We start from the raw sequence: 17,373 nt of genomic DNA, 5'->3' as shown, positions 1-17,373 counted from the left end.
CATGCCGGGGGTGCGGGCGCCGGACAGTCGTCTCTGCAGGGGCTCCAGCACCCTGTGTCAGATTTACACTGTTCACCCCGTTTCGACAGTGGGCTTCTAACTCCCGTGCCGGTTCGGCGCCCGGTCTCAGGCGGCCGCGACGAGCGCGTCGAACTCGAGAGGCAGGGTCAGTTCGGTCTGTCTGGTGAAGACGGCGTCCATGAGGCTTCGCAGCCGCTGGGGAGCGTCGGGCATGACATGCGCGTACGTCTCGAGGGTGATCCGCGGGTCGCGGTGCCCGAGCCATTCGGCCATGTCCGATACGGGCACGCCCTTCGACAAGCGGGCAGAGGCGAAGAAGTGCCGCAGCCAGTGCGGCGTGATCTTCCTCGTGATGCCGGCGTTCCCCTTGGCCGCGCGCCAGAGCCGGTCGACGAGCGAGTACATGAGGATGGTGGTGCGGCCGACGTTGGAGAACAGGTAGTCGCCCTTCGAGCGGTTCAGGCCGTCTTCCACCCGGACGGTGCCGTGCTGCCTGACGTGTTCCCGCACCTTGTCGGCGATGTAGGTGGGCACCGGGATGGCCCGCCCTTCATCCATGTCGCGCCACTTCAGGTGCCAGACGCAGTGGGCGCGGCCTCGCCCCTTCGTGATCGCCTTCTGGCGAGCCGTCCTCGACTTCTCGTTCTCACGGTCCTGGGTGATCTGCCGGTCCAGATATTGATCAGAGACTCATGGGGTTCTCGTCCAGGACGTAGCGGGCGTGTGGGCCGCAGAGGTAGCCGCGGACGATGTGGGGCTGACGCTGGCGTCTGCGGAAGAAGCGGCGGGTCTCGGCGGCGAGTTCGGACCGATCGCGGGCCCGGTGTTGCTTGGGCAGGCTGTGCTTGAGATCCGCGTTGACCAGCTCGTCGGGGTACAGCTCGGGCGAGTACGGCGGCAGGAAGTGCAGCTCGACGTCGCCGGGGTGGGCGGCGAGCCAGTCCCGGACCTTCTTCGAGCGATACGCGGAGTGCCCGTCGACCACGAGATGGACCTTGAATCGAGCTGGAGCTGCAGGGGACTGGATCGCGGGGGTATTCGACGCAATCGACAATTTCCGAACGATGGTTCCGGGAGGGGCAAGGGCTGTGGACTGCAGGATGATTACGGAAGAAGGTTCAGGGTGATGGTATTGATCTCGAGTCATGTGAAGTCTATGACGTGGAGGGCGGGCTTGATGCCCTGTCAACCACCCGAGGCGGCTGGGGTCTGATTAAATGGCTGTTTAGGAAGTCCCTCGGGGGTGGGGTTAAACCTGACGCTAAGCCAGAACTTCCTGCAGTGGCAGGCGGGATCGAAGTAGATTGATCCGACAGATGGGAAGGGCTGGTGTGGTCAGCAGGTCGAGCACTTGAAGTGCATTCCGGAGGGGGTGGAAGCCAGAGGGGTTGGCCCACTCGATAACAGTGGATGGAGTATCGGTTGGGTGCCGTGTGGCAGGTCCGGTGGCGACAATCGGTATAGTGTCGCCACATATTGACCCAACGTCAGACAGTGGAGATCAGGTGCTCGATTTCATGAAGGCGGCGCGCGATCTGATTCGAGCCAGAGACGGTGGCGCGATTGGAGAAGATCATGAACTCATTGCCATCAATTTCGTGGAGGCGGCGACTTTTGAGAATCCAGACGTCCTCTATCGATCTCTGCAGACCCTCCTAGATGAAGATTGGATGGCTCTTCCTGTCTGGGCGCGGAATCTCGCGTTTCGGCTTGCCTGTTTGCAGAAGCCGGATGACGCGGAACTCCTCAAGACGGCAGCTGTAGATTTGATGCAGTTCGGCCCGGACTGGGACGAAGAGACTGCCGCCCTCATGAACCGAGTCGATTTCTTGCGTGGCGGTTCGTGAGAAGAGTCAAGAAACGGACAGGGTTAGTTGGCGCGGTCTCGCACTGACCAGGCCGTCGACCTGGTCAGGCAGACCGCGAACGGAATGGACGTCCGCGACATCGCCGCCGCCCTGACCACCTGGACCCCCTGACCGGGCGCCGGTCGACGGTCTCTCGAGCCGCGCCCCGGAAGGGGGCGGCATACCACCTCCACCGAGGGCCGCTTCGCGAGCCCAGCGGCCAGGCTGGAGGCTTCCCGGTCGGGCAGCAAGTCCACCGGACGCCGGCTTTCGACGTCGACCAGGACGGTGCCGTAGTGGCGGCCTTTGAGGGGCGCGTATTCATCGACGCCAACCACGCGCGGCGCCGGAACTTCCGGGTCGGGCAAGGCTTCGACCAGCCTCAGCACCGTACTGCGGCTGACGGACACGCCGAAGACGCTCGCCACGCGTGCCCGGCCGACGGTTTCTACGAATGGAACCCGGTCAAGGACGAGACGACCGGCAAGATCCGCAAGCAGCCGTACTCTATCCACCCCGCCGACGGCCAGGTGATGGCCATGGCTGGCCTGCACGAGTACTGGCGCAACCCCGACATCACCAACGACGGCGACCCCGACGCGCGGCTGTCGACCTGAACGATCATCACCACCGAGGTCACTGACGCCGTGGGACGCGTCCACCCCCGCATGCCGCTCGCCCTCACCCCCGACCGCTATGACGCCTGGCTCGACCCCCACCACACCGACACTGCGGGCCTGCGCGCCCTGCTCACCCAGCCCGCGAACGGACAACTGGCCGTCCGGCCCGTCTCCATGGCCGTGAACAGCGTCCGCAACAACGCCCCGCACCTCCTCGACGCCGCCACCTGAAGCAGCCGGGTGCGTGGCGCGGAGACCCGAACCCGCCCCGTCCAGGGCCGTCACCCGCACCCAGGAAGGGGGACCTGCGGGACCGACTGGTCGGCGCGGAGTGGTGGGATTGGGATGACGAGGACTACACCGACTACGGCCTCACCCCCGACCAGATCGCCCAACTGCGCGCCTGAGCCCTGGCCTGGGCCAAAGACCTCGACACGCAGCTGGTGGCCGAGGAGAACCCCGACGACATCTGAACGTTCCGCAGGAGCGCTGAGGTGCGTTGACATAGCCCCGCGCACCGCCTCCTTCGGTGAACGCAAGGGACCTTCCTCCGCGTACGATTCCGGGCGACCTCGCTCTACGCCTGCGGGAAGCATCTGCACCAGAACCGGTGGCCCCCATCTGAGGGCGGAAGCATCCCGACATCTGCCATGCCAGGGCTCGTCCCCATGGGCCTGACAGAGCTACCGTGCACGCGATTTCCTGACCCGCATCAAGGCGTCCACCCAATGCATCATCCTGGCCTGATGATCGTTCGAATCACCATCCTCGTCGTGTTCGTGTTGATCCTCTTAGTCATTCCGACCGCCTTGTGGCGCCGGTTGGTGCGAGACCCCTGGCGTCAACTTCTCGGCCAAGTCCAACGCCAGCACCATCAGGCTGCCTCGAAGCTCGCACGCCTCGTCCTGGACCCGGCGAGGGAAGTACTGCCTCAAGTGCTGCCGGGCCGGCCGGAACCCTCGATGGATCTGCCGAACTCCGTGACCCGGTGGTGTGCTGCCTTCCTGGTATGGATGCCTGTGCGCATCCTCCTGGTGCTGTTGATTCCTTTCGCTCTGTCACTGGCAAACGAACTGCCCCGCACCGAAGCGAACCCAGCGCCGCCACCACCCGCTGAGAACCCCTTGAGCAGCCTCCTCTCCGGCTCGTACCAGCTACTTCTCTGGATCGCGGCTCCGTTTGTGGCGCTCTTTGGTGACATCGATGGCTGGCAGGACCTCCGCGAACAGGCACCCGGGTGGTGGGACCTGCTGTGGGACCGCCCCGGCGTCGCCCTTGACCACCTGGCCGGCCCTGCATTCTTGATCTGCGCGATCATCGGTGGCGTTGCCGTCTCCCGAACCACCGCCTTCTTCGGCCGTGATGGCCAGCGCAGTCAACGACGTCGCAGCCTGGATGATGAGCGCCTAGCAGAGGCTCGCTTCCGGCCCGTCGGGGTGCTGCTCTCCGCTGCGACCCAAGCGGCTCGCGCGTTCTTAGAAACAGAAACGACGCCTTCTCTGCTGGACGCGCCGAGGATGAAAACGCACCGCGTCGAGCGCGTCATCCGCAAGGCATGGCGAACCCGCAATGGCAGGCCTAGGCGACACCAGCGCCAGGAACTGAAACTGCACGGCGCGAAGGTGGTGATGGCGCTACGGCTGGCCGAAGCGCAACAGGACATCGATCCGGGACCCGCGTTGAAAGAGATGACCAGGATCCTGGTCACGGTGGCGGAGAGATACGCAGAAGGCAAGGTCGGCGAGCTACTCGACCACGACGACCACGCTCTTGCTGGTGTCGACCCCGCACCGGACTACGAGCCGCTCAGAATTGCTGGGGTCTTCGGGGCCGGGGTTGTTGGCGCTGTGCTGGCTTCAGCCCTGGAACTGTCCGAATTGGCTCAGACGCTACTTGCGGCAGGTCTTGCGATCACGATGCTTTTCATCCTCTTCAAGAAGGCCGCCCGACCGATGCTTGATGCCTTTGCCTCCTTTTTTGGCGGCCCCTAGTACTCCAGCTGTAGATCGTGATCTTGTTGCTGGAGTGCGGTCGAGAGGGGGCCGCCGCCGGTCGTCGACGAGATGGAGCTGGCCGGCAGAGGCGTCCGCTACTCGAGTCCTCCGAGACGGCGGGCATCTTTGAGCTCGTGGAGCCTGGCAGCCGTCATCGGGGTCCACTCCCTCCTCTGTCCAGCGGCACGAAGGGCTTCCCCGACCTCGCTGAGCTTCGCGGAGGACAACACGCCCGCCCGCTCGATCAGGTCGTCCCGGGCCACGGTGGTCAGCCAGGTGCAAGGAGTAAAGCCTGGACGCGGGAACGCGAACCGCAGCACACCTTCGAAAGGCAGTCCTTCCAGGGCGCCTATCGCCACTTCAACGCCCAGGCCGCTGATGTCGACGTCCGCTGGAGCAACGACCTGCATCGCCTGGAAACCGGATGACTCGTCATCCGACAGCAGCACGGCCGGGCGTCGCTCGTCGAAGTCGACCCACCAGACTTCGCCGCGTTGCATGTGGTCCTCCTGGCACGAGACGGCGGGCGAACGTTGCGTGTCCCGAGCGGGACACACAACGGATACGGCCCCGTCTTCGCACGGCGTGACCGACGGGTGGTCAAGACGGGTGCGGCCACCGTTGATCATCGGTGTGTGAAGACTGAAGATCATGCGGTGCTGGGCCAGGCCGGAGTCGCGCCAGGCCTTCGCGTCCGCGGTGTTGCCGGGCACCGGCCGTGCCGCGGCGATCACCAGCTTGCTGTCGGCGTCGACGATGACCTGCACGTTCGTCGAGAACCGGTAGTTACGCGAGGACGCTCCGACCTTCCGGTCACGGACCGGGATCAGGGTGCCGTCCATGATCCACAGCCGCTCGACCGCGTCCGCCGGGCGCGAGGCCGGTTCGATCGCGAGCAGCGGCCGTAGCCGTTGGATCACCCGGCAGACCGTCGCCGGCGAGCACCCGAACAGAGGGGCGAGCTGCCGCATGGTGAGGTTCGTTCGGTAGTAGACCGCCACCAGCAGCACCCGGTCCGCCAGCGGCAAGCACCACGGCCGACCGCCACCGGGACCGTTCCCGCCCCGCTCCCGCACCACCTTCAGCAACCGCTCGAACTGCCGCATCCGCAGCCCCGTGAACGTCTCCACCCACAACGACTCAGCCCTCAACACCCCACACATACAGAGGAAATGCCCGCTCCGAAGTCTTCTGCAACACGCTTTAGGGCAGGTACTCCCACTGGATGCCGGTGTGCAGCACGAACAGGATCCAGCACAGAGCCTGCCGGTCAGACACCCGCGGCCGTCCCGCCACCAGCTTCGATGCCGGAAGGCAACAACGGCTCGATCAGCAGCCACATTTCATCGGATACGATCCACGGCCGAGAGTTTCTCTTCGCGACGAACGGTCCAACGAGCATCCAAGCCGACCGTCACACCATCAACGGCTTCTGTTAGGACCTCTAAGGGTTGTTTTGTGACTGTGGTTGCGGGACAACCGTCAGGCGCTCGGGTTCCTCCATAGATACCGCTCGTCCAGGGTCCCGAACCGCACATCCCCGCGCTCAAGGTCGACGAGGATGGGCCAGCAGCCCAATAGCTGCTCTCGTGCATCAATGATCAGTAAGGGCTTGTCGGTAATCAACACGTCGAAACGACATCCCCGGAGACCAGCACAATCATCCCTCAGCGCCTTCGCACCGAACCACTCTGACGAACTGAATTCAGTACGCCGAGAGTGTTCACTCCAGCGGGTGCGGTGGGCGTGGGCCCGGTGTCGACCCGGCCCTCTTGCACGAGGCTGCGCCGGGCCTCTTCCCCCGGACGGGCCGCGTAATGGCGGTCGGGGTCGTTCACGGCCATGTCGCCGCGGTGGGGACGCGACGGTGGGGTGACGAAGCCTCCGGCTGGAACCGGGTTGGTGCGGTTGGCCCAGTGCGGTCGCGTGGTCCGGGCCCGTGGTGAAGCGTGGAGCACGGCCGCCCCCGGAGGGGAGGCCGCTCCATCACCCCCGGGCCAGGGATTCCCGGCCCTGAAGTTCCCCAGGAGTGTCTCCATGAAGATCTTCGTCCGTAGACCCGGTGTCGTGACCGCGCTCGCCGGTCTCATGCTGATCACGGCCGCTGCCCCGGTGGCCGCGACGACGAGCGCCTCGACCAGCTCCCAGGCGGCCGCCGTCACGGTGGACGCCCTGTGCCCCACGGGGGCTACCACCGTGAACTACAGCCCGGGCGCCACCCTCACCCCCCGGCAGACGAACCTCAGCTTCAGCGGCAGCGCGGCTCCGTGCACCAGCACCACCGACCCGAACATCTCCGCCATTTCCTCTTTCTCCGGCACCGGGCAGGGGGAACTCGGCTGCACCACCGGGTCGTTCGACGCGACCGGCACTATCATCTGGAACACGGGGGCTATGAGCCAGGTCACCTTCTCCTCCCAGGTCGACCTGCGTCCCGACGGCATTCCTGTCATCGTTGCCACCGGCCCGGTCACCTCAGGAAAGTTCAGCGGATCCACCGTCGCCCTCACCGTGGAACTCCTGCCCGCCAACCCCCTGGCCTGCCTCACTCCGACCGGCGTGACCCAGACCCACGGCCCTTCGACCATCACCATCAGCCACCTGTGACCCCCTGACCGTTTCCGGCGGTCGGCATCCAGGCCAGTTCCTTCCCGTCGAGCGGAGAACGGGCCAACCGGCCCAGGGGGGGGCCGGCGGATCCCCTCCCCGGGCCTGAGCCATCCGGGGCCGGAGTCAATGAGGACGCCCAGCGAGCCGTTGGCGACACTGCACGCCGCTGGTCGAACTCCCGCACCTTCTCGGTACCGTGCCGGATCGGAGGGCCATCAAGACGCTCCGGCTCCCCGGTGCCCGGCTACAACCGGGTGAAGGTGCTGACGCCGCGCATGACGGCCGTGGAGACGGGCGGACCGCCGGCGAGGGTGAGCAGGCACAGTTGGCCGAGGCTTGCGCTGGTGACATCACCGGCGAAGGCGAAGGTGTCGCCGACCAGCCGGTCTCCAGCGGTGGCCTGGCCGGTCAGCAGCGTCTCGCCATTGACATCCGCGCCGATGCTCAGACTGGTCACGTTGGTGGTCGCGGTTCCGCTGGGAGCCAGTTTCCAGGAGAATTGTGCGGTTCCCGTGGTCTGCGCGGTGGGGTTCAGACAGCTGAGCCCGGTGGCGCCAAGCGTCGCGGCGAACGTTCCGGAGGCGATCGTCGTGGCGTTGCCGCTGGTGTCCACGCAGGAGGCGGCCTTGCCGGCGGAAATCGTGACCGTCACGTTCTGCGGCTTGGCGGTCAGAGGCGGAGCGAACGTGACCACGGCCGAGGTGGTGCAGGTCAGATCCACGCCTGGCGCGGCCGCGGGCGCTCCACCGGCTTCGGCGGTCACCGGCGAGGCGGCTCCGGCGGCGAGCAGCACGGCGGCCAGCCCGACGGCGGGCACCCGACGACCCGACGGCCACGACAGCCGGCGTCGTAGGACCGCCCCGTGGACGAGCGGGCGCGAATGGTGTTTGAGCAGGAACATGTTCTCTCCCCAGCAGGCACGTGGATGAGCGGACGAAGACGATTCAAAGACGGTCAGTCGATTTCGAGGTTGCAGAACATGTACCTGTACCCGACGAATTCGGCGAATTCGATGACGCCGTCGATGTCGGCATCGGCCTGAAATCCGACAATGCCCAGATCGGCCAGTCCAGTCGCTGCCTGGTCCAGTGCCAGGAAGCCGTTACGGTGGCTGCTGTGGGAGTGTGAACGCCTGGGCGAACCCGCTGACTTGTTCCCGGCCCAGCACCAAGGTCATGTCATCGCCGCACTCTCCGGTCACCGCCGCCTGGCTGACGACCGCACCGGTCGACGCGAACGCGTCGGCGTCGAGCGGGACCAGGACGGTCAGGGCGACGACCGCGAGGGGGCCCGGACGGCCAGGGAAGGGAAAGACAGGCGCACAGCTGCTCCTCAGGGTGATATTCCATATTCCCTTGGTTGCAGTATTGGTAAAAACCGGATGGAACTTGTCTGGCGCGCCAGCACGTACCCCCATTCGCCGAGCGCGTTCACCCCTCCCCGATGCCCTCTGGGACACGCCCGGAACCTTGCGGCATCGGTTAACCAGCGCGAACGCGAGGAAACGGACCGTGAGGACGTGGCGGCGGTCTTCGGGGTGTCACTGAAGGCGGTCGACATCTGGTGGGCGAAGTGGCAGGCCGGTCGGTGTGCATCAGGTGCTCGAGGAGGCCGAACAGGCCGCCGTGCGGCAGGCGGTCCTCGGTCACCGGCCCTGCGACGTGGGGCTGTCCGGCCAGCTGTGTACGCGGCGGCTGATCGGCGACCTGATCGCGAAGCGGTACCGGATACGGCTGACCGAGCCGGGGGTGGGCAAGTACCTGAGGCGTTGGGGGCTGTCCTACCAGCGGCCGGACAAGCGGGCCGTCGAGCAGGACACCGGTGGTGGGGCGGAGCGGGAACCGGTCCTCGGTCAACGCGATGTCGGCGATCAGCACCAGGGGCCGGAAGCACTTCATGGTATTCACCGAGAGTTTCACCGCCGAGGTGATGTGCCGCTTCCTGGACCGGCTGGCCGGCCACGCTGCACTTCCTGCCGCCGTACTCGCCCGAGCTGAACCCCGACGAGCTGGTCAACGCGGATCTCAAGCACAGCCTGCCCAAGCAACACCGGGCCCGCGATCGGGCCGAACTCGCCGCCAAGACCCACCGCTTCTTCCGCAGACGCCAGCGTCAGCCCCACATCGTCCGCGGCTACCTCGGCGGCCCACACATCCGCTACGTCCTGGACGAGAACCCCATGAGTCTCTGATCAATAGCACTTCACGACTCTGATGGATGTATTCGGCAGTCATGACCTGCCGAACGGTCCCCATCCACCGGCTCATCATGCCGAACTCCCCGCCCAGGAAAGGAGGGAACGACGTGTGCGACGACGCCTGGCTCGACGATCCGTCGTTCCGCCGCCCCGACTGCCAGGGCCACACCGAGGTCGCCCCCTGCTGGGACGACCCACCCGAGAACGGCGGCGCCGTCATCGGCGAGCTCCGCTCACCGCCAGGCGGCACGCGGACCAGGGCCGGCCTCCAGCCGACCCGTGGCCTCCCCCCAGGCACACCCACAGGACACCCGTGCGGGCCAGGGTGGGCCCGACGATCCGAGCAGCAGGAGGAGGGAGAGGCTCGGCGCCTGAGGTCAGCCCACCACCATGACCTGCGCGGCTCGGCGCCCGTTGGGGCCCTCCGTGATGCCGAAGACCACCCTCGCGTTCACCGCCAGCGTCCGGAAACTGTCGTTGGAGATGATCTCGGTGTGGTGGACGGGGAACTCCTCACCGTCATCGGATCTGATCGTTCCGTACCCCTTTGCGTCGTTGAACATCGTCACGGTGCCATTCGGCATGCCTGCGCCTTTCATCGTCCAGGTGGGAATCAGCCGGATCCTGCCACTGCGCGATACGGCGGAAACCATCCGAACGGGTGCCAGGCCGGTGCCGTCGCCATGACCAGCCTCACCGACGCCGTCAACGCCCTCCCCCGCATCCTCGGGCACGCCTACCCCCACGCCCTCCGCGCCTCGTCAAGGGCAGCGTCGCCGTCCCCGACACCGGCACCTACATCGTCGCCGACGGCGTCGTGCACAAGGCGGCGGCCCGTCGACTGGAGCATCGTCGTGCAGCAGTACCACTGCACGGAGCGCGTCACGTGCACCGTCGTCGAGAAGGAAGGCAACGGGCTGCCCGTGGCGTTCGGCCGGCTGACCGCCCCCAGTCCCGGCGGCGACAGCGGCATCGACGTGTGGCGTACGAAGCACCCGTACGACTGGGCGAACGAGAAGTGGGAGGCGGACGCGTGATCTTCGCCTGCGGCGAGCCCCACACCGCCGGCGTCACCCACCGCCAGGGCGGCCCCTGCCTCGGGGAGTGCGAGTGCATGCCCTGCGGCGTACGCGGCCACCCCTTCGTAGACTGCGCCGACGACGGCGCCGAAGGGCCGGTCTGCCCACAGCGCGGCGGCACCGACACCTGGTTCGACCGGCCCCTCTGCCCGGAGCCCTGCGGCTCGATGCACGACCGGTGCACCGAATCCGGGGCCGACGCCGACTGCACCTGCGGCAGCGCCGGGGCCGCCTTCATCCCCGCCGGGCACTACCACGACTGCCCCTGGTACACCGTCCCCGTTACCGACACACCACCACACCGGTCCTGGTGGCGCCGCCTGTTCCGACGATGACGCCGTCACTACCCGTTGCTGATGCTCTTGACCCAGCGGCCACCACGCCACTCGACGGTGAACCGTTCGCCGGCCCCATGTTCCCGGACAAGGGTGTCGAAGTCGCGGATCAGTGCGGCGTGAGCCTCGCGGTCGAGGTTCCCCGGCAGTCGAAGCGTCCAGCGCCCAGCCTCGCTTCGCATGATGGTCAGCTCCGCCTCCGGCTCTGGAGGCGCCGTCCGGGAGCGGCGAACTCGGTTACGCAGCGCCGTGAAGAACCTTCGGGCGCCGTCGTAGGAGTCGCTGGCCGCTCGCTGAAGCGTTTCCTGGAACACGGTTCCCGCGATGAAAGTGACGGCAGGAACGACGGCAGTGGCAACCTGGTCGACGTACTCCAGCGCGTCGTACTCAGCTTCCGCCACGGGCCTTGTCCGGGCTGGACCGGTCAGACTCAGTTCCAACGTGATGGTGCCGCCGTTCTTGTCGACGAAGCCGTACGACGCCCTCCCCTGCTTCAAGAGAGCCTTCGCCAGCTTCTTTAGCTCCTTCGCGAGATCTTTGTCCGGCTCCTTGTCGGGCCGGGCTTCCTCGTACCCGTACTCGTCCACACTCCGCTGATTAGGGTCTGCCACCACGATCCTGGCGAGAGCGCGGTAGACGTTCTTGGCGGAGGAATCGGCACCGACCTCAGTGGTCGCCACCTCGGGCCCCGAGCCGTCCGGCCGTGGCCACTTCACACGTAGAACCATGGCGCGCGAGCCTATCGGCCTGGCGTGGGTCACTAGAAGAGGCCGCCGGGCAGCAGAAGGAGCTGACCGCGCTCACGGGGCAGGCCGCGGCCGAGAAGGTCAAGATCAAGGCCCAGCAGCAGGCACAGCAGGAGGCCGAGAAGGAAGCCGCGTCACTGCGGAAGGTCAACGCCGTCGACGCCTCCAGCCTTCAAGGAGAAGGCGACGAAGTGGCTGTGGCGCAACCGCATACCCCTCGGCGAGATGACCCTCCTCGCGGGCAGGGGCGGCGTTGGCAAGTCGACGCTCGCGTTCCAACTCGCGGCGTGGCTGACCGTGGGCGACATGAAGGGCGAGTTCTACGGAGAACCGCAGAACATCCTCTACGTCATCGACGAGGACAACCCGCAGCCCTACGTCATCCCGTACCTCCGCGCCGCCGGCGCGACATGACTCGCGTCAAGATCTGCGAGGTACGGGACCACCTTGGCGGGCTCTCGAGGCTGACCCTCCCAGGCGACCTGGACGCCCTCAAGGCCGCCGTCGGCGACCATCGGTGCGTCGTCGTCATGGACCCCGTCAGCTCCAACCTGCGGGGCAAGAAGAACGACGGCGACGAGGTACGCGTGACAACAGCCTTCGGATCTGAAGGCCTCAAACACCCAGCACTCTCAACACCCGAACGAGCACCTAGATTTCCCGTGCTGGTTCGGTGCTGGTTCTCATGCCCCGCCGGCAAGAAAGCTGCAGGTCCTAGCGCTGCTCGAATGAGTTGTCGTACCAATCGATGGTGGTCTCGATGAGGGACGCGGCGACGATGCGCTTGAGGGAACCGGGAGGCGTGGGGGCGTGTGTTGCGGCGGCCATGTGCACCACTTCCGAGCAGGGTGACAGGGACGTTGCCGTGTCGCCACACCGTAGGAACGGGCAGGTCAGGGGCGTATGGGGTGCGCGTGGGGGCACCATGCCGGGCAGTCAGTTCGGTGTGATACATCGGCCAACTTGAGGCGTACGAGGCGACTGCCCGAATCAGATGTGCTCGAAGTACCGGTGCCACCAAGTGGCGTGTTCCGATCCGTTGAATTCTGCGAGACGGGTGACTCCGTCGTAGCGGCGGCGGAGGAAAGGGAGCGGGATCAGTGTGTAGCCCAGCTCGTCGAGTACTTTCTCGACCAGTCGGCGCTGCTCAACTGTAATAACCCCTTCACTGGCGGCGTGCCCCAGGTCCCTGTGGCTACCAAGTGCCGGCGTGGTAGCGGCTGCCAGTTTTCCGTAGTTGCTCAGCCGAATAGCGAGCGGCGGATCAAAAGCGTGGACGGACAACTCGATTCCATAGCTGGCGTCTTGAACTCCAGCATTCATGTCCCACGGGACTCCGAACTCCTTGGCGAGTTCCACCTGGAGCCGGGAAGCGCATTCCTCAGCGACCTGATGGTCATAACCCTCGGGCGCCTCCAGGTCGCTGGTACAAGGCATGACATCCAAGGATCGAAGGAGACCCATCACCTTCTGCTCGCTTTCCACGGATCGCATGCTAGTACATGCCCTTGCCTGGTCATCTATTCACCGTAGTCGTTCACGGGATACGCGGTCCGAAACTCGCCACTCCCATTCAGAATGAGTCGTATCCACTTCTCCCCTCCCCCACAAATACCCTTGTCGTATTTCACATAGGTCACCAGCAGGTGTCCGGAAGCTAGCTGCCGGGTCCGATATTAGCGAATCCGACGGGACAACTGGTTTCGGCCCCGGGTGATACAGAGGGTGTATTTGCCACCCTTGCCCGTCATGGCCTTGAGGAATTCGTCTGCTGGGTGGCCATCGTCCCGGGTTCGGTGGTCGCTTCACCGCAGTGTCGTTCAGATGCCTTCCCCAGTAGAGGGGAGGACGTCGGGGTGGTCAGGGCCTGTTGCGCGGAGGCGGAAGTCACGGTTCTGGCGTTCGAGCTCTGCCGCTTCTTCCCCCTGGCCGAGCCTCGCCAGCACCACAGCGAGGTTGTGGCGTGTGGTGAGAGTGTCGGGGCTATCGGGGCCGAGTACCCGGACGCGGTCGTCCAGGAGCTGCTGGAGAAGGCCGGCGGCTTCTTGGATTTGCCCGAGCTGGTAGAGGGTGGTGGCGAGGTTGTGGCGGCTGGTGAGGGTCCCGGGGGCATCCGGGCCGACGAGCCGTACGAGGTCGTCGACGTTCTGCTGGAGTATGGAGACCGCTTCCGCGGCCCGGCCGAGCTGCACGAGCACGGCGGCGAGGTTGTTGCGGCAAGTCAGCGTCGCGGGGTGGTCGAGGCCGTGGACCCAGATACGAGTCTCCAGAGTCGACTCGAGAAGGTCGAGCGCGCTCTGGTACTCACCGCACCGTTCGAGGGCGAAGGCAAGGTCGTCGTAACTCGTGAGGGTCTGGGGGTCCTCGGGGCCCAGAGCCCGTAGGCGAGCATCCAGGACTTGGTTGAGAAGGCTGACCGCCTCGTCTGCCTGGCCGAGTTGCAGCAGCGCGATGGCGAGGCTGGTCCGCGTGGCGAGGGTGTCGGGGTGGTCTTGGCCCAGCACCCGGACCCGGGTCCGCAGTATCTGCTGGAGAAGGCGGGCTGCCTCCGGCGTCCGGCCGAGTTCCATGAACGTGTGAGCGACGTTGTTGCGGCTTCTGAGGGTGTCGGGGTGATCAGGCCCTCCCACGCGGAGGAGGGCTTCCAGGTTCTGCTGATGCAGGTCGGCTGCCTCCTGGTACTGCCCCAAACCTTGGAACGCCAGGGCGAGCCTACTGCGGCTGGTGAGGGTGTCGGGGTGATCGGGCCCTCCCACGCGGAGATGGGCCTCCAGGTTCTGCTGATGCAGCTCGGCTGCCTCCTGGTACCGCCTCAGGTCTGCGAGCGCTGCAGCGTAGGTCGACCTGCTGGTGAGGGTGTCGGGGTGATCGGGGCCCAAGAGGCGTGAGAGGCCCTCCGTCGCGCGTCGGCCGAGAGCGAGTCGCTGCGTGTAGGCGTCCCTTCCTCTTTCGAAACGCACCAACGTTGCCAGGCGCCGAAGAAGCGGTGTGTTCTCGCTGTTGCCTGGCAGTTCGATGACGGCGACGGTGTGGACCGTGAGCCGCTGGAGCGTGGCCCGGTCGCCGGTCTGAACGTCGGTGAACTCCTCGATCAGTTGGATGGTGCGGTCAGCGACGGCGTGGTGCCAGCGGGCGGCGCCGCCAGGTTGCGCGGTCAGCGTGTGGGCGGTGATCTCGCGGACGAGCGGGTGCAGCACGACCAAGCCGAGTTCCGGGACCCCGCTGGGGTGGGTGGCGATGTCGAGGAGGCCGTAGGTGTGCAGGCCGTTGACGGCGTCCTCGACCGCTGGGGCAGAGGCGGGGTGTCCGCTGGCCGCGGTGACGAGCTCGGGCGTGAGGTAGGTCAGGGGGACGGGCGCGGCGGCCAGGAGTGAGAGCAGGCACAGGACGGGGCGGGCGAGGGTCGTGCCGTCGGCGGTCAGCTGGTCGAGGGACAGGTCCCAGGTGTGCCGGACGATCGTCCGGGCGACACCGGGATGGGAGGCGCGGGGGTGTTCGGCGCCGAGGAGCATGTCGAGTTCGGTGTCCAGGGCCTGCCGGTAGGCGGTGAACGTGCGGTGGCGGCTGCCGGGGGCGGCGAGGTAGCGGGCGGCGGCCTTCAGGGCGAGTGGGAGTCCGCCGAGCCGTTCGGCGAGCGCTCGCGCCTCGGTGGGTGAGCCCGCGGTGAGGGCCGTGTCGAGGAGGATCCGGCCGCCGTCGGGCTCGTCCAGTGGACCCAGCCGAAGCACCGTTGCCGAGCCGCCCCAGACGGTGGGGTCGGTGACCCGGCTCGTGACCGCGAGCAGGCCCGCACGCCAGGGGCGGATCCAGCCCCGGTACTCGTCAACGGGCCCGGAGCCGTGCGTGAGGGTGTTGGGGTCGTCAAGGTTGTCCACGACGATCAGACACCGTCGCCCTGTCCGGCCCAGGTGCTCCCAGACGGTGTCGGCGAGGCTCATCCGGCCCGCCCGCGCGGCTTCCAACGCTTGCTCGGGCAGGCCATGGGCTACGGCGATCTGCACCATCCGTTCGGCCAGGTCGTGCTCGCCCTGCCAGCGGATCCAGAACACCGGCACACCGGCTGCCCGCGCTCGTGCGGCGAGTGCGGCGGCGACCGTCGTCTTGCCCATCCCGCCAGCCCCGGCGAGGACCGCGATCCGGTCTTCGCTCCGCGTCCGGGCAGTGCGCCACCGACGCCAGCGGCTCGCGAACGCCGCCGGGTCGAGCAACAGCTCCAACTGCGCGATCACCTGATCACGGCCGCGTACCGGCTGGTGCAGAGCGGGCGGGCCAAGCGGCGCGGCGGCGCCCGCGACGATCCGGCCCACCGGCACCGGCCGACCGGGCGTCGGACCGCTCTCGGCGGCGTCGAGGCGCCGACCGTAGAGGTGCAGCCCGAGTGCCGCGAGCACGAGCACGCCGAACACCCCCCACACCACCCATGGATCGTTCGCCCAGTCCGGCACCGCCGCGGTCACATAGTTCGTCACCACCGCCAGCCCCGCCGCCACCAGCGCCCCGCCACCCGCAACCACCGACCCCCGCCGCGCACTCCCGCTCCGCACCCTGCCCCCGTTCCCCGTACACCTCGTAGAGCAACAGGATGCCGCCGGGCGGGTGTCCCGGGGAGGCGAACGACGCACGAGGGAAAGGCGGGTGAGTGTCTGCGGGGGCTCGGTTCTCGCCTCGTCGTGGAAGCGACCGTGAGCTGCCGATCCCGCGCCAACCCGCCGGGCCGGCAGGGTTCAGCCCACGAGCGGGCTACGCGCGCAGGGTGCCGATCTCGCCGGGGTCGGCGGACAGGTATCGGCTGGCACGCGGCCTCGGGGCCGACCGGGGGCCCTCGTCTTCACCTGTGCAGCCGGTGCCTGCGCTGTTTGGCGGGGCGCACTGTTCGGTGGGTGTGGTGTTCCGGGCGCGGGTGGTGGGGGGTGGAGCGCGCTTGCCCGCCGGTCTCACAAGCATGGCCTCATGCGGCTGTGGAGGTCCATGTGTGCTCAGTGGTGCGCCCCGGAGTGTGCTCGGCTTTCCCTCACCACCCGGTTACACATCGTAGTGAACTGGAACGAATATTGATCCGATACAGGCCTTCATGTGCGATCTATTCGGTAGCTGTCCGTGTGGGGCAGTCCAATCCGATCACATGGAGTGACTATGTCGCCGAAGAGGGTTTCGCCCGAGGACACCAAGTCGCAGCCGGCCCCGGCCCCTGCCCCGGCCCCCCAGGCGCCTCAGCCGACGAGCCTGAGGGCTGAGACGACGAAGGGCCAGTTCGCGGGCGGGCTGTCCGCGCAGGGCAGAGCGCATCTGACCTGCAAGGGCAAGCCTGTGCCCTGGCAGGACATCGAGTGGTACGCCGGCAAGCGCGGTGAGCTCCTGGGCACCTCGCAGACCGACGCGAGGGGAATCGCCGAAATGGAAGGCGGCAGCATCAGCGGCATCTTCACCGCCCTCCAGGGCGAGATCGGCGGGTACTCGGTCAAGTACCTGGGCAACGACGAGTACCTGCCCTCCGAGGCCCACGGACATATCGTCCCGCTGTTCGACATCGGCAGCTGACGCGCGGGTGCCGGCCGCGAGGCGAGGGCATCCGCTGTCCCCCTCACGGCGCGCGGCAACCGCACTCCCGACGGCGTCCACCGCGCCGGTGACCCCGTAGATCCGACCCGCCGGCGTGCTTTGCGCCGTCGTCGCTTCCACCCGTGATGCCCGCCAAGGCGCCCTACACCCGCCCGCCCGGGCGTGGGCAGCCGACGCGTTCCGAAGCCGGCCCCCGGGCGGCACATCCGACCGCCGAAGGCGCCGCAACGCCATCGGCATCGGCATCGCTGCCCACGCCCCCCGGTGCGGCTCGCACGTGCGAGCCCCAACCGCGCCCCGACCCCACGCGAAGCCCGGGCACGGTGCCCCGCCCCCCCCGTGGGCAGATCGGGGGGGTGGGGCAG

General features: G+C 67.1%; 17 protein-coding genes and 4 pseudogenes. 11 read left to right on the top strand and 10 right to left on the bottom strand.

Translation table 11 applies throughout. The annotated features are described in order from the left end of the window. Positions 1–126: 126 nt before the first annotated feature. Positions 127–579, bottom strand: a complete 453-nt coding sequence (locus ABTZ54_RS33195) for a tyrosine-type recombinase/integrase (protein WP_351670696.1) — start codon at positions 577–579, stop codon at positions 127–129. A 124-nt stretch (positions 580–703) separates the two neighbouring features. Beyond that, positions 704–1,006 carry a transposase gene (locus ABTZ54_RS33190; RefSeq protein ID WP_502997358.1) on the bottom strand — a complete coding sequence of 101 codons (303 nt, stop codon included), beginning with the start codon at positions 1,004–1,006 and terminating at the stop codon, positions 704–706. A gap of 520 nt (positions 1,007–1,526) precedes the next feature. On the opposite strand from ABTZ54_RS33190, the gene ABTZ54_RS33185 reads away from it, so the two are divergent. The 3 genes and pseudogenes from ABTZ54_RS33185 to ABTZ54_RS33175 all read left to right on the top strand — a co-directional run bounded on the left by ABTZ54_RS33185 (position 1,527) and on the right by ABTZ54_RS33175 (position 4,479). After that, positions 1,527–1,868, top strand: coding sequence for a hypothetical protein (locus tag ABTZ54_RS33185; protein WP_351670693.1), 342 nt, complete (start codon positions 1,527–1,529; stop codon positions 1,866–1,868). A 296-nt stretch (positions 1,869–2,164) separates the two neighbouring features. Then, positions 2,165–2,719, top strand: a pseudogene (locus ABTZ54_RS33180) (SOS response-associated peptidase). Positions 2,720–3,234: 515 nt separating this feature from the next. Beyond that, a complete protein-coding gene (locus ABTZ54_RS33175; RefSeq protein WP_351670690.1) occupies positions 3,235–4,479 on the top strand; it encodes a hypothetical protein in 1,245 nt (414 codons plus the stop codon). 98 nt (positions 4,480–4,577) lie between these two features. Here ABTZ54_RS33175 and ABTZ54_RS33170 read toward each other — a convergent pair whose 3' ends face one another. From ABTZ54_RS33170 to ABTZ54_RS33160, 3 genes and pseudogenes are all read right to left on the bottom strand, one after another. Next, positions 4,578–4,982, bottom strand: a complete 405-nt coding sequence (locus ABTZ54_RS33170) for a type II toxin-antitoxin system PemK/MazF family toxin (protein ID WP_351670784.1) — start codon at positions 4,980–4,982, stop codon at positions 4,578–4,580. A gap of 159 nt (positions 4,983–5,141) precedes the next feature. Next, a pseudogene (locus tag ABTZ54_RS33165) lies at positions 5,142–5,645 on the bottom strand (transposase family protein); the annotation flags it as partial. A gap of 43 nt (positions 5,646–5,688) precedes the next feature. After that, positions 5,689–5,884, bottom strand: a pseudogene (locus ABTZ54_RS33160) (transposase); the annotation flags it as partial. 635 nt (positions 5,885–6,519) lie between these two features. Here ABTZ54_RS33160 and ABTZ54_RS33155 point away from each other — a divergent pair. After that, complete coding sequence (locus ABTZ54_RS33155; RefSeq protein WP_351670687.1) at positions 6,520–7,089, top strand: hypothetical protein; 570 nt, start codon at positions 6,520–6,522, stop codon at positions 7,087–7,089. 247 nt (positions 7,090–7,336) lie between these two features. Here ABTZ54_RS33155 and ABTZ54_RS33150 read toward each other — a convergent pair whose 3' ends face one another. Beyond that, positions 7,337–7,993, bottom strand: a complete 657-nt coding sequence (locus ABTZ54_RS33150; RefSeq protein ID WP_351670684.1) for a hypothetical protein — start codon at positions 7,991–7,993, stop codon at positions 7,337–7,339. A 20-nt stretch (positions 7,994–8,013) separates the two neighbouring features. Here ABTZ54_RS33150 and ABTZ54_RS33145 point away from each other — a divergent pair, with 20 nt between their 5' ends. The 3 genes from ABTZ54_RS33145 (at position 8,014) to ABTZ54_RS35765 (ending at position 9,283) form a co-directional block, all read left to right on the top strand. Further along, entirely contained in the window at positions 8,014–8,220 is a 207-nt protein-coding gene (locus ABTZ54_RS33145) for a hypothetical protein (RefSeq protein WP_351670681.1), read from the top strand. A 461-nt stretch (positions 8,221–8,681) separates the two neighbouring features. Then, on the top strand, positions 8,682–9,089 hold the full coding sequence (locus ABTZ54_RS35770) for a transposase (protein ID WP_502997357.1): 408 nt from the start codon (positions 8,682–8,684) through the stop codon (positions 9,087–9,089). Further along, positions 9,056–9,283: a transposase gene (locus ABTZ54_RS35765; RefSeq protein WP_502997359.1), complete on the top strand. Its 228-nt coding sequence runs from the start codon at positions 9,056–9,058 to the stop codon at positions 9,281–9,283. Before ABTZ54_RS35770 ends, ABTZ54_RS35765 begins: the two co-directional genes overlap by 34 nt. 383 nt (positions 9,284–9,666) lie before the next feature. Here ABTZ54_RS35765 and ABTZ54_RS33135 read toward each other — a convergent pair whose 3' ends face one another. Next, positions 9,667–10,023: a cold-shock protein gene (locus ABTZ54_RS33135; RefSeq protein ID WP_351670678.1), complete on the bottom strand. Its 357-nt coding sequence runs from the start codon at positions 10,021–10,023 to the stop codon at positions 9,667–9,669. 120 nt (positions 10,024–10,143) lie between these two features. Here ABTZ54_RS33135 and ABTZ54_RS33130 point away from each other — a divergent pair, with 120 nt between their 5' ends. Together ABTZ54_RS33130 and ABTZ54_RS33125 are read left to right on the top strand one after the other, a co-directional pair. Next, positions 10,144–10,326: a hypothetical protein gene (locus ABTZ54_RS33130; RefSeq protein WP_351670675.1), complete on the top strand. Its 183-nt coding sequence runs from the start codon at positions 10,144–10,146 to the stop codon at positions 10,324–10,326. Continuing rightward, positions 10,323–10,703 carry a hypothetical protein gene (locus ABTZ54_RS33125; protein WP_351670672.1) on the top strand — a complete coding sequence of 127 codons (381 nt, stop codon included), beginning with the start codon at positions 10,323–10,325 and terminating at the stop codon, positions 10,701–10,703. Before ABTZ54_RS33130 ends, ABTZ54_RS33125 begins: the two co-directional genes overlap by 4 nt. Positions 10,704–10,711: 8 nt before the next feature. Here the strand turns inward: ABTZ54_RS33125 and ABTZ54_RS33120 are convergent, their stop codons facing one another. Continuing rightward, positions 10,712–11,431: a hypothetical protein gene (locus ABTZ54_RS33120; RefSeq protein WP_351670669.1), complete on the bottom strand. Its 720-nt coding sequence runs from the start codon at positions 11,429–11,431 to the stop codon at positions 10,712–10,714. Between the two features lie 210 nt (positions 11,432–11,641). Between ABTZ54_RS33120 and ABTZ54_RS33115 the strand changes: the two are divergent. After that, positions 11,642–11,863: pseudogene (locus ABTZ54_RS33115) on the top strand (AAA family ATPase); the annotation flags it as partial. A 576-nt stretch (positions 11,864–12,439) separates the two neighbouring features. Here ABTZ54_RS33115 and ABTZ54_RS33110 read toward each other — a convergent pair. Together ABTZ54_RS33110 and fxsT are read right to left on the bottom strand one after the other, a co-directional pair. Beyond that, entirely contained in the window at positions 12,440–12,934 is a 495-nt protein-coding gene (locus ABTZ54_RS33110; RefSeq protein ID WP_351670666.1) for a hypothetical protein, read from the bottom strand. Between the two features lie 335 nt (positions 12,935–13,269). Further along, complete coding sequence (gene fxsT, locus ABTZ54_RS33105; RefSeq protein ID WP_351670663.1) at positions 13,270–15,939, bottom strand: FxSxx-COOH system tetratricopeptide repeat protein; 2,670 nt, start codon at positions 15,937–15,939, stop codon at positions 13,270–13,272. A gap of 643 nt (positions 15,940–16,582) precedes the next feature. On the opposite strand from fxsT, the gene ABTZ54_RS33100 reads away from it, so the two are divergent. Continuing rightward, complete coding sequence (locus ABTZ54_RS33100) at positions 16,583–16,987, top strand: hypothetical protein (RefSeq protein ID WP_351670660.1); 405 nt, start codon at positions 16,583–16,585, stop codon at positions 16,985–16,987. Positions 16,988–17,373: the final 386 nt, after the last annotated feature.

Source organism: Streptomyces sp. NPDC094032 (assembly GCF_040303965.1).
Taxonomy (GTDB): domain Bacteria; phylum Actinomycetota; class Actinomycetes; order Streptomycetales; family Streptomycetaceae; genus Streptomyces.
This window is presented reverse-complemented; position numbering and strand designations above follow the sequence as displayed.